The organism is Planococcus sp. ANT_H30 (assembly GCF_008369335.1).
Taxonomy (GTDB): Bacteria; Bacillota; Bacilli; order Bacillales_A; family Planococcaceae; genus Planococcus; species Planococcus kocurii.
In genome coordinates this window covers 39,850-52,864 of sequence record NZ_VOBJ01000007.1, presented here as the reverse complement: position 1 = coordinate 52,864, position 13,015 = coordinate 39,850, and the positions used below count along the sequence as shown (strand labels likewise).

Here is a 13,015-nt window from a genome sequence, read left to right as displayed (position 1 = left end):
TGATAAACTAATAGCTATGGGTTTTTTAGTTATGTCATTCACAAAACTTACAGAGACAAACTGAGTTTTTATCACAAAACAGAAAATGTCACTGCGTGCAGCTGACTAAAGCTTGCTTAGCATAGATAAGTAATAGAAGAAAAGAAGGTGTAAAACGAGTGGGAAGTTCAACTGGTCTAAAACGCAACCAATTTATTTTACTGATGGGTGCGTTGACTACTTTAGTGCCATTTACCATTGATATGTATTTACCAGCGTTCCCAATTTTAGCGGACGTTTATGAAACAAATGCTAGTTCTGTTCAATTAAGCTTAACAGCATGCTTGTTAGGACTAGCAATCGGCCAATTGATTGCTGGTGCACTTAGCGATATGCACGGAAGGCGAAAACCGTTATTAATTTCCTTAGTGGCTTATATTGTCGCATCAATCGCTTGTATATTTGCTCCGAACATTTATCTATTTGTTTTCCTACGCTTTATACAAGGCTTAGCAGCTTCTGGTGGACTTGTTATTTCCCGGGCAATTGTGCGGGATGTCAGTAGTGGACCAGAACTGACACGGTTGTTTGCGTTATTAATGGTTATTGGTAATTTAGTACCGTTAATTGCGCCTTCTATTGGTAGCGGCGTCTTATTGTTTGCAGATTGGAAAGGGATTTTCATGCTGTTAACGACACTAGGAATTGTTCTGTTACTTCTTTCGGCTTTTCGTTTAACAGAAAGTTTACCGTCTGAAAAACGAGTACCAAGTAATCTAAAATCAACATTCGGTAACTTTGCAGGAATTTTAAGAAATCGCCAATTTACAGGGTATGCGTTAGCACAAGGCTTTTTAATCGGCGGTGTTTTTGCTTATGTATCGGGTACTCCTTTTATCTATCAAAACATCTACGGGACTTCCCCTCAAATGTTTAGTGTGCTCTTTGGGATGAATGGCATTGGGCTGATTATGGGTAGCTACGCTGTTGGCCGATTTTCTTATAGATGGTCTGAAAAGAAACTTTTAGAAACGGCTCTCTATACCGCAACGCTTGCTGGTGCAGTGTTATTAGCTGTCGTGTTCATACAAGGACCTCTGTGGGCAGTGGTGATTCCAATTTTCTTTTTCATCATGTCGATTGGTGTAGTGGGGACAGCCTCTTTTACTCTTGCTATGGAAAGTCAAGGTCACGTAGCAGGAAGTGCTTCTGCGTTACTTGGGCTATTGCCTTTTATCCTAGGGGCTGCGACTGCACCGTTAGTAGGGATTGCCGGAGAAAATACGGCTGTTCCGATGGGACTTGTTATTTTTTCGATGTGCACAATCGCCCTACTTGCGTATTTACTATTAGCAAAAAATACACCTTCATCTACTGCTAATTAAGTAGAAGGGGCTGTCTCCAAAGGTCATGAACAAATGACTTTTGAGTGCAGCCCCTTTTGTGTTGCCTAAAATGCTTTATTTATTATTTTACAAAAGCTAAACAATTCCTCAACCATAACTTAATAAACGATCCTTATACTGAACTTATAGCTAGAATTGACTGGAGGAGAAAAAATGATACGTAAAAAGTTGAAAACAAAAGTACTGCCAATTGCTTTAGTATCAGTATTGGCCGTTACTGGAATCACGACCTTTACTTTATCGACTAAAGCCGATTCTTCGAGTAGCAACCAAAGCAAAGAGGATAAAAAGGACAACGTACAAAACATTATTTTCTTGATTGGTGATGGAGTAGGTACTTCATATACGTCAGCATATCGCTACTTACAAGATGATGTTTCTACTAAAAAAGTTGAAGAAATCTCTTTTGATTCATATTTAGTCGGCCAGCAATCGACTTATCCCGATGATCCTGCAGAAAATGTTACTGACTCTGCGTCGGCTGCAACAGCTATGGCTGCGGGTATCAAAACTTATAATAATGCGATTGCTGTCGACAACGACGAAAGTAATGTGACAACAGTACTCGAAGCTGCAAAGAAAAAAGGCAAAGCCACAGGATTGGTTGCAACTTCTGAAATTACACATGCAACTCCGGCATCATTCGGAGCTCACGATCTTGCACGAAAAAATATGACCGCGATTGCCGATGACTATTACGACGAATTAATAGATGGTGAGCACAAAGTGGATGTTCTGCTAGGAGGAGGAACCGAGTTATTCGATCGAACAGACCGTAACCTTACGAAAGAGTTTCAAAAAGACGGCTACAGCTATGTCACTGACCGAGACGAATTACTCAGTGACGATGGCGAGCAGGTGCTTGGATTGTTTGCACCCGCAGGTCTTCCTAAAATGATCGACCGTGATGAGAACATCCCTTCATTAGAAGAAATGACGACATCCGCAATTGATCGTTTGTCAGAGGATAAAGATGGATTCTTCCTCATGGTAGAAGGTAGCCAAGTCGACTGGTCAGGACACGATAATGATATCGTAGCCGCAATGAGCGAAATGGAAGACTACGACAAAGCATTTCAGGCAGCAATAGAATTTGCTAAAAAAGATGGGAATACGTTAGTCGTAGCAACTGCGGACCATTCGACAGGCGGTTTTTCGATAGGTGCAGATGGTGTTTACAATTGGCTTACGGAACCGATTAAAGCGGCAAAGCGTACACCAGACTTCATGGCGCAGCAAATTGTTGACGGTGCTAGTGTTGAAGAAACCTTACGCGAGTACATTGATCTGGATCTAACTGCTGAAGAAGTGGACATGGTAAAAAAAGTGGAAAAGAGTAATGACGTTACAGTTATCGATGATTCTATTGAAAAGATTTTTGATAAACGCTCACACACGGGCTGGACAACTAGTGGTCACACGGGAGAAGATGTACCCGTTTATGCATACGGTCCGGCAAGTCGAAAGTTTGCAGGACAGCTCGATAATACAGATCACGCTAAAATCATTTTTGATTTACTAAAAGCAAAAGTCACAATTGATGACAAGTAAAATCGAATGGAAGAATTGTTGCCCATAAAAGCGACCAAAAGATTGCCACAAGCGATAGCTTAAGTGATCTATGTAAACAGACTCATCTCAATGAGTCTGTTTCAGCTTGTAGACAAAAGAATACTTATTCATTTTTTTGTATGCATCTAGGATTCTCCACACCAAGCGAAGTGGCCAGCCCAGTTGGAGATTATACATCACTATTTAGTTTGATAAGACGTTGTCTATAGTCTGAAGCATGGAGTTGGTGTTCCATGCTTTTTTAATTGTCTTGACGTAATTAAAGTTCCCTTAATCTAAAAAGTTTATAGAGTTATTTATTTTATGCATAAATATACATAAAGAATATTAAGCGAATACTGTTAAATAGAATAAACTTTAAATATTCTTTTTATTTTATTGACTTAAAATACAAGAGAGTGCATAATAACTCTATTAAAGAGATTCACACAAACTTGTCGAAAGAGTCATGGAGTCAAGGTTCTTCCGCTTTTAGGTAAAATGGAAGAACTTTTTTATTTATCAAAAACGGGTGGTGACTGCACATGGAGAAGAAAAGGATTGTAGTGAAGATCGGCAGCAGCTCATTAACGGACGATGAAGGCAAACTGTCGATTGAGAAGTTACGCGAGCATGTGGATGCGCTGGCCAGCTTAAGAACACATGGACATGAAGTCATATTGATATCGTCTGGAGCAGTCGCTGCGGGATGTATGGGCATGGGCTATTTATCGCGACCGGACACAGTGGTCGACAAACAATCAGCAGCAGCAGTGGGGCAGAGCCTATTATCGCAGGCATATGCAGACGAATGCAAGAAACACCGTATTGTGGCTGCACAGTTACTGCTGACGAAAGATCTTTATAAAAACGCCAATGCGACAATTTCCAAGTTATTAGAACGCAACGTCTTACCTATCATCAATGAGAATGATTCGGTTTCCGCAGAAGAGCTGACTTTTGGTGACAATGATATGTTATCAGCATTGGTCAGTGGTCTTGTGCATGCAGATATTTTAATGATTTTGACAGATATTAACGGCATTTACCAGGACAACCCAAGAACAAATCCGCAAGCGCAAAAATACCTTCACCTTCACGAAATCCCCGATGAATTAATAGATGCCACTTCCTCAGATAGCTCCACTGTGGGTACAGGCGGTATGAAATCAAAAGTTGAAGCAGCTCGAACGGCGTTAGCTTTCGGAGTTCAAGTATTTATCGGTTCGGGAACGGGCAGTGAAAAATTAGTTGATATTTTCAAAGGCAAAGGCGATGGAACTTATATTGGCGTAAAAACGACAATGAGTGTTTAAAGCATGGAAAATCGAAAGGGGCATCAGAATGACTGAACTTCTCCAAGAACAGCAAACGTCTACAAGTGAACTGATACAAAAAGCGCAACTAGCAAAACAAGCTTCAGCAGTATTAGCAAAATCGACAACAAAGCAAAAAAATAATGCATTGCGTTCTATTTCAGCGCAATTACTAAAAGAACAAGCCTTTATTTTGGCGGAAAACAGCAAAGATATTGAAGTAGGACGTCAAAATGGCATGAGTGAGTCGTTACTAGACCGTTTGAAATTAGATGGAGATCGCTTAACGGAAATGGCTGATGCCTTGATTCAATTGACAAAACTAGCAGATCCTGTTGGTGAAGTATTAGAAAAGTGGGAACGGCCAAACGGTTTAACCATGTCTAAAATTCGTGTGCCTTTAGGCGTTGTGGGAATGATCTACGAAGCACGTCCGAATGTTACTGTTGATGCGTCTAGTTTGTGCTTAAAAACCGGCAATGCAGTGGTACTGCGAGGTAGTTCTACAGCAATACACTCCAACAAAGCCATCGTGGCGGTGATTCACAGAGCTCTTGAGAACAGTGGATTGCCTATTGATTCGGTACAATTGATGGAAGATACAAGTAGAGAAGCAGCTTCTCATCTGTTCAAACTCAACAAATATTTAGATGTGCTCATTCCTCGTGGAGGCGCTAAATTGATTCAGACGGTCGTTCAAAACGCTACAGTTCCAGTATTAGAAACGGGAGCAGGGAATTGCCATATTTATATTGATGAGACAGCAACTGTTCAAATGGCGATTGATATCGCATTAAATGCTAAAATACAGCGACCTTCTGTTTGTAATGCCTGTGAAAGTATTTTGGTTCATAAAGATTGGGCGGACAAGCATTTGCCACTGTTGCTAAGTGCGCTACTGGCTCAACAAGTAACTATTCATGGGGACGAATCCGTACAAAAACGCTCTCCGGATGTTATCCCTGCAAAGGAAGAGGATTGGGGAACGGAGTACTTGGGATTAGAGGTAGCGATGAAAATTGTAGCTGATGTCAGTGAAGCGATTCAGCATATCAATACGTATGGTACAAAGCATTCCGAAGCAATCATTTCGAAAAACTCGGAAAACGTCGATCAATTTTTTATGGAAATCGATGCTTCCGCTGTTTATCACAACGCATCCACTCGATTTACAGATGGGTTTGAATTTGGTTTTGGTGCCGAAATTGGTATTAGTACGCAAAAACTTCATGCACGTGGACCAATGGGCTTGCCTGCTTTAACATCGACTAAGTACATCGTGCGTGGCAATGGCCAAGTAAAGTAAAGGTTCTATCATCGAAAAAAGACAGAGAGCAACTTGCTCCCTGTCTTTTTTATACCTGCACTTTTGTTCGATTATGCTTCCACATCATGTACCGGAAGCGAATCGTACAGCCGATACAATAGCCCATCAACGCAACACCTGCTGCGATAATGACCATAATACTGAAGACAAAGCCCAACGATGGTATGCCAAAAGAAAAGAAAATCAAGGACAGTCCTAAGGAAATTGTCGCAATCCACTGGTTAAACAATTGCTGATCTTTATCTTCTTGCTGATAACTTGCCGCCGGCTTTTTCAAAAAGAGATGGCCCAATTGAATCACTGGATTTTTCTTTGTCACTAATGTATAAGCTCCAACAACAAACGGCAACAGTAAAATGGCTGGATGGAACAACAACGCCGCTACGACAGTAACGACAACAAACGTCTGATTGGTTTGAACAAGGGGTTTTGGAATGGTCATAAGCGCGCCTCCTTCGATTACAACCTATTATACCTAGTGTCTTACTTGGTATAAAGTTATTTGCCTGAAAAAGTGCGAATCACCATACGTTGAGTCAGTAATTATTTTTAGTGAAAGTTTTATTCAGGGACTTTTCTTACATCAATTGTGAAATGAACAGTGTGGCCATTCCAAAATAAATGAGCAGAGATAGAATATCGTTGATGGTAGTAATCAGTGGACCGGAAGCAACGGCTGGATCAATATTGAATCGGTACAGAATCAGTGGGATAATAGTTCCGGCTAAAGTACCAATAATTAAAGTCATTAATAGAGAGCCACCCACGACAATTCCTAAAATAAAGCTACCTTGCCATACATAAGCAATCAATAAAATAAGAACAGAACAAATCACGCCAATAATGATGCCGACCCATAATTCTCGGATGATCAGTTTAACGGTTTGCTTGAAATCTAGCTTTTGCGAAGCTAGTCCACGAACAACAACAGATAGGGATTGTGTGCCGGTATTTCCAGTCATCCCAGCAATCAACGGCATAAAAAAGGTTAATGCGACAACTGCTTGCAACGTATCTTCAAAACGGCTAATGATGCTGCCTGAAAATAGACCAATGAACAGCAGGAGGATTAGCCAAGGAAGGCGACGATAAGCTGCCGTCCAAGCCGGAGTATTAAAATCAATCGATTTACCAGATGCCGAAAGTTTTTCAATGTCTTCATTGGCTTCTTGCATCACGACATCAATGACGTCATCAACCGTTACAACCCCTGCGAGTGTATTGTCATGTTCCACAATGGGCAATGTCACAAAGTCATAGCGGCTAATGATGTGTGCCACATCTTCTTGGTCCATCAATACATCAGCTTTGACGACGCGGTTGTACATAATGTCTTCTACTTTATCCTCAAGATTTCCAAGAATTAAATCCTTATAGGAAATCACGCCGCGTAGTTTTTTATCTTCGTCTACTACGTAAAGGTAATTGAGATACTCCGCTATTTCTGCAAAATGCTTGATTTTATCAATAGCATCTCGAATTGTATAATGCCGTGGAATCCATACGTAACGGTTATTCATAAGACGTCCTGCAGTTTCTGGCGGATAATTGATCGTTCTTTGAACAAATTTAGAATCGTCTTGGTTAATTTGAGATAACAATTCGTTAATGCGATCAGGCTCTAAATCATCTAAGAATAAAGCCAAATCATCGTTATCCATACGATCCAACACTTTTTTTGATTTTTCTACACCCAATTTTTGCAGAATTTCGGCTTGCTCTGTTTTAGGCAGCTCTTGCATTAAATCTGTGAGTTGAAAAATCGTTAAATACAACAAAAATTTGTTTCGATGTTTTTCTGGCAAATGTCGATAATGAACACCCATATCGTAAGGTTGGAGTTCACTCAATATTGCCTGAAATTCATTACTATTGCCTTCTTGTAAAGACTGAATTAATGCCAATGTAATTTCGTCTTCACGTATTGCTGTAGACATTGTAGGTCACTCCTTAGTAATAAAAGATGTAGACAAATCCTACTGTTGATTATTGCCTTAAACTTCACAATTTGAAAGGGCTATTTAAAAAAGGTAGTAAAATCTCATAAATTAACATATAATAATGAAAATCTGAAAAAGGCAAACTCCATCGAAAGAGGAGGACGCAAAGCCATGAGCCTACCCGTTGAAAAACGCAAGGTCGTCTGGTTGCCAGGGTCTCGTTCTTTGAGCTCCGGCTTACAGAATGGGAGGATATCAGAAGATGAAAAAAATAATAATGGCAGGTGTGTGTTTGTTGATTATGCTGACACAAAGTGGAGTGAGTGCACAAGCAGCTGAGACGGAAGTCAAAGCTACCTGGTTATGGAATCCGTGGATGATTTATAGCGATGAAGCGGGAACCCTTGCTTTTTTAGACAGTAAGGATGTCAATAAAGTCTACGTGCAGATTGACGCGGATATTCCCGTGGATGTCTATAAAAGGTTTATTGAAAAAGCGGGACTATTAGGAATGACGATTTACGCATTGGACGGTGCTAGTGACTGGGTAGCACCAAAGGGCTTTACCAAGCAAGATCGGTTGATGAACTGGTTATCGTCTTATCAACAAGGTGCTTTGCAAGCTCAAAAATTTGCAGGTGTTCATTTGGATGTAGAGCCTTACCTTTATAGCGGTTGGAATACGAACCGAGCGGCCACTGTAAAATCCTATCAAGCCCTTTTGAGTAAAGCTAGTGCTAGTACAGCTGCAATGAACTTACCCCTTGAAGCAGATTTGCCTTTTTGGTTTGATGAAATCACTTATAAAAATATTTATGGCAAAGGGATACTTGCAGAGTGGGTGATTGCTAACACACATAGTGTGACCTTGATGGCTTATAGAGATTCTGCTGCTTTGATTACAGAACTTGTAAAGAACGAAGTGGCCTATGCAGAAAAATACGGCAAATCAGTAGTAGTCGGAGTTGAAACTGGTGAGACTGATGAAGGCGACAACATTTCTTTCTACGAAGAGGGCGAAACTTTCATGGAAGGTGAATTAGCTGCAGTAACTGCACACTATGCAGGGATAACTGGTTTTGGCGGCGTCGCGATTCACCACGTAGATAGCTGGAAAACGATGACACCCTAAAAAAACAGCAAGGTTGAGCCATACCGGCCAACCTTGCTGTTTTTTTATGATTTACTCATCTATAAAACCATAAACCGGACACGCTACTAACATGTCCGGTTTATATCACTGAGTGTTGCCAAAAGTTTCTTGAAGAATGTAATACGATTGCTTCAAGCGTTCTTTGGATTGTGGCAGTCCCCATGTGTCCCATGAATACTGGGCTGCTTGAGTTGCAGTAAAGGTTTCAGTTGCTTTACCATTATCATCCGTTAAACTAGCAGCGACATCTATTCCTTCAATTGTTCTCGAAGCCTCAATGCCGTCTTGTTGAAGATCCCCTGTAAATTCTCGTTTTGCCGGATCTTTAGCATTCAGCAACATCCAAGGAATTCGGATTTCCATGATGCCTGTTTTTTCATCGTAGTAATAATCGTTCAAAGAATCATAGTTTTCATGCTCCGGATTGGCAATACCAAATCGGAAAACACCGGTTTCATAAGAAGAAAATGGCAGTGTTTCTCCAGTATCGGGACGCACAAATTCTTTGTTCAATGCGAGTCGAATCGGATGGAAAGTCGATTCAATATTTTCTTCTGCAGGAATCATCTTTAAACGGTTGTGATAATCATAATAGAAGCTGTCGTAATCGCCTGCAACTTGCATTTGTGCTTGTTTTAAATCGTTCATCTTCAACTGAAAATCTGCGAGAAATTCTGTTTTCCCCAACGCATCAACTGCAATGCCTTGGTCTTCACGAATACTAAAGTACAAATTGAAATCCTGTTCAGTCCACCAGGTTTTATCGGTAGGATCGAATTGGGCTTTGATGTAAACGTAGCGCTCATCTGAATCCATGGTCAAGGTTCTGAGGGCACCGTTGTCTTTTTCGTATAGCTTTTGCCCATCTTGCCAATCATCTTCACCATCGACTTTCACTTTATGACGATCAAAGCTCAACAATCCGAATTGCTGCTCATTTGTTTGAGCATTGGACCAAAATGGCCGTTCGTTTGGATTGTCATACTCCATCGTATTCCACGTACGCTTAAACCACTCATCTTGCCATGTGAAAACCATACCGCCCATCAGTCCTTCTTCAAGGATATCCTCATACATATGGCTGACGATTTCGCCTTGCTGTTGTTCAGAGATAAACCCTTGGTTCCAACCGAACGGATTTTCATGAGTCATGCCGCGAGAAGAAGGAATACCGAACTCGGCGATGACAATTGGCATATCGTGAGAATCGTTCAAATCCTTCAAGTAGCCGGCGTAGTTATTGAATTCCCCGCGGTGGTCTACGTATTCAGTGTATCGTTCTTCTAAATTCAAGAAATCTGGATAGTACGGGTAAACATGATAAGAAGCGAACATGCCAACTGTATCCGTGATGCCTTTGGTTTTAATGTGATTTGGATCGACAGTTGCCATATCTTCTTGTTCACTTGGCTCTGCTGGTTGGTCCACATTATCTGTCGTTACCCAGTTAGTAAAACTCAAAGGACGCATACTTTGGTAGGTATCTAGTTCGTACGATGCTAACAAGTCCAGCTGCTGTGCCAACCAATTTTCCATCGGGTTGGCCTCTTCTGTGTATACATGCGTACCTTGAAAATCACCAAGCTCAGGATAATCAAGTTCCATTTGTTGAACCGTAAACGGATACCATTCGATACCAATCATCCAACCAATAACGTAAGAGGAGATGTCAGTTTTGTAGGTACCATATGCATGGCCAGGTTCTTGTTCGACAACAGCATCACCGTGAATAACGTCTACTATTTTCTGAACCTCATTTTGGAAACGCTCAGTAATCTCAGGAGTAAAGGCGTCGAGTGTTTCAACTAGTGGCTCTTCATCAATCCAGACGCCGTGGTACAGGTAAAGTGGCTGTTTAGCACTTGCATTATAAGCAGCAAATGCTTCATAGAAAGCAGGCGGGTGAAGCGTATACACACGAATCGCATTGGCATTCATCTCACCGATTGCTTTAAACCAGCGGTCGTATTCATCACGCGAGATTGCGGCTTCTCCAGGAAACGTTCCGGGCTTAGCCATGCCCATATTAACGCCTTTAATCGTAAATGGCTGCCATTCGCCATCTTCATACACTTCGAATGTCTGTCCGTTTACACGGGAAGGATAAGAAATACCTTCTTCCTTAGCAACTTCTTTAACTGCTGTAACTTGTGATTCTTTGTCTTCTGCATTTGCTAAAATAGCTTCCATCATTGGTACATAGGTCTTCCAATAAAAACTCTTTTCAGCATCTAACGATTCCATGGAAAGGAATGAGCGCATTTTTGCAAAACCAGAATAACGGTAAAAGTTTGGAACATCGTCAATATCGACAAAATCACCTGCAAAATAGTATAGATCTGCACCGTATTTAGACTGGTGGAATACAGCTGGAAAGCTCTGTGGAATTCCTGCTTTTTCTAGCTTTTCACTACCTGTAGCTTGCAGGTCCCACTGATAATCTGCTAAGACATCCGTTCCTTCAGTGGCTTCATTAATATCAAACCAATAACCAAAAGAAGGGCTATCCGTTAAGTTGAATTGAGCGGTGCCTTGTTCAGTAAAGGTAAGATGAAGACCGTCAGAACCGATTTCACCTGCTTCTTCAGAAAGAACTACAATTTCGCCGGTATCGTCATTAACCAATATAAATCCAGCACCTTTAAAATGCCACTTGGCCTCATTTTTCTCGTAGTTATCAATAATCCATTGAGGGATTTCACTGTCAGAAGAGTCAAGATCGACAAAGTAACGACCACTCCAGCCACTCCACTCCAAGCCAAGAAATTTGTTTATGTCTGTTGCGACTTCTTTAGGCGTTGGAGAAGCAAATGTATTAAACTCCATTACCAAATCAGTGCCTTCAGCTTGAACTTGTTGCTTAATCGTGTTCCACTCAGCCATACTCAGTCCGCCGGTAATCATGGATGAACTGCCAGGCTTTTTCTCGGTCGTTTGCCATGGTAAATTTTCTTCGTAAACTCCGTAGGAATCTGCAAGATAGATCAGGTCAGTTCCAGACAAGTCTCCGGGTAAATCACGAGTAGTGTAGCTTTCTTCTTTTTCATTAGGGACGAAGCCATAATAATCTGTGTCGGCCAGATAAGCTTCTCCAGATTCACTTACGTAACGTTGATGATTTAATAGCCAAGTCAGGCCTTTATGCTCCCGGTAGCTTTCAGTAGGAACCGTTTTATCAATGATTGCAATAGTGACTGTTTTTTCATCTTTAAAAAACCATATGATAATAGGGAGTGCCAACAAAATAATGACTCCGAATAAGTATAGAAATGTCTTTTTCATACATACCACTCTTCTCTATTTACAAAATATAACTCACAAGTCATTATAGCTTAAAAGTCACTATAAATAGAAAGAAATTACCTGATTTTTTAAAGAGCCAAATTTTATCACAAGAAAATTGGGACACTGCTTGAGAATGTATCAATGACGTAAGAAGGCGAATGATCTAGCCATTCGGACGTAGAAAGACGCTGACGAAAGAGTCTGCAATAAAGGTTCTACACACTATCTTTATATGGAGTCGTACCGAGTAATCGCATATCTATCACTACTATGTCGACTTTTCGAATAACGTGTTTGAGTAATTGGTAGTTGGAACTCTCGAAATTTTTACTATGCTGCTTATCTAAATAAATATTCCGATCAGTGCTTCCAATTTGACGCGTATGCAATCAAATTTGCGATGGTGCATAATTCATCTCAGTAAACGATTCTTTCCTCTTATTCTAACTAAAAAGCGTTCGTAAAAGCGTCTGCAATTCCCGAACGTTCGTAAATTGATTTACTACATTTGCGAACGCTTTTTCCGGTCATTTTTAGTTCTTTTTAAAGCGTTCGTAAAAGTGTACTTTTACGAACGGTTTTATTTGTACTGCATTGATTTTAGTTTCAGGTATTTATACTTAAGAAATATTGTTATAATTCAATTAACAAATTATTCATTTTTATCAATTTATATCTAGTTAAAATAATGATATGCAAGGAGGAGAACTGATGGAGACGATATTTTTATTCTCTTTAATGATGATAATCTTAGCTATAGCAGTACTTAATACTTCCAAAGTTGAAAAGCTAGAAAAAAGAATAAAGCAACTTGAGGGAAAACAATAACTTGAAAGGTTTTCAAACTCCTAAACGTGTAGTTACTAATTTTTCGTTTTACCACTGACTTTTAAGTAGAGTATCGAGTTGAGCATGAGTCATAATCAAAAAATCAATGAGCTACAAACTGATCTGGAGGATTTTGTGAAACTCCCGAAAAAATTTAATTAGATTTTTTGCTGAAAAGACTGGAATGTGAATGTAGCTTAAGTGCACTTAAGCTACATTCACACTTAGTT

General features: G+C 40.3%; 8 protein-coding genes and 1 riboswitch. Of the genes, 5 read left to right on the top strand and 3 right to left on the bottom strand.

Annotated features, from left to right (window positions below; translation table 11 throughout):
* The first annotated feature begins 158 nt into the window (after window positions 1–158).
* From FQ085_RS13935 to FQ085_RS13920, 4 genes are all read left to right on the top strand, one after another.
* Window positions 159–1,364 carry a multidrug effflux MFS transporter gene (locus FQ085_RS13935; protein ID WP_058383940.1) on the top strand — a complete coding sequence of 402 codons (1,206 nt, stop codon included), beginning with the start codon at window positions 159–161 and terminating at the stop codon, window positions 1,362–1,364.
* Window positions 1,365–1,538: 174 nt separating this feature from the next.
* Window positions 1,539–2,936, top strand: coding sequence for an alkaline phosphatase (locus FQ085_RS13930; protein WP_149456888.1), 1,398 nt, complete (start codon window positions 1,539–1,541; stop codon window positions 2,934–2,936).
* A 545-nt stretch (window positions 2,937–3,481) separates the two neighbouring features.
* Window positions 3,482–4,252 (top strand): glutamate 5-kinase, encoded by a 771-nt coding sequence (gene proB / locus FQ085_RS13925; RefSeq protein WP_058383942.1) that lies wholly within the window; start codon window positions 3,482–3,484, stop codon window positions 4,250–4,252.
* A 28-nt stretch (window positions 4,253–4,280) separates the two neighbouring features.
* Window positions 4,281–5,558 carry a glutamate-5-semialdehyde dehydrogenase gene (locus FQ085_RS13920; RefSeq protein ID WP_149456887.1) on the top strand — a complete coding sequence of 426 codons (1,278 nt, stop codon included), beginning with the start codon at window positions 4,281–4,283 and terminating at the stop codon, window positions 5,556–5,558.
* A 49-nt stretch (window positions 5,559–5,607) separates the two neighbouring features.
* Here FQ085_RS13920 and FQ085_RS13915 read toward each other — a convergent pair whose 3' ends face one another.
* A complete protein-coding gene (locus FQ085_RS13915; RefSeq protein WP_058383944.1) occupies window positions 5,608–6,021 on the bottom strand; it encodes a DUF4395 domain-containing protein in 414 nt (137 codons plus the stop codon).
* A gap of 136 nt (window positions 6,022–6,157) precedes the next feature.
* Entirely contained in the window at window positions 6,158–7,516 is a 1,359-nt protein-coding gene (gene mgtE, locus FQ085_RS13910) for a magnesium transporter (protein WP_058383945.1), read from the bottom strand.
* Window positions 7,517–7,646: 130 nt separating this feature from the next.
* Window positions 7,647–7,734, top strand: a riboswitch (cyclic di-GMP riboswitch).
* 47 nt (window positions 7,735–7,781) lie between these two features.
* Here mgtE and FQ085_RS13905 point away from each other — a divergent pair.
* Complete coding sequence (locus FQ085_RS13905) at window positions 7,782–8,651, top strand: amidase (protein WP_149456886.1); 870 nt, start codon at window positions 7,782–7,784, stop codon at window positions 8,649–8,651.
* 105 nt (window positions 8,652–8,756) lie between these two features.
* Here FQ085_RS13905 and FQ085_RS13900 read toward each other — a convergent pair whose 3' ends face one another.
* Entirely contained in the window at window positions 8,757–11,954 is a 3,198-nt protein-coding gene (locus FQ085_RS13900; RefSeq protein WP_149456885.1) for a hypothetical protein, read from the bottom strand.
* Between the last annotated feature and the right edge of the window lie 1,061 nt (window positions 11,955–13,015).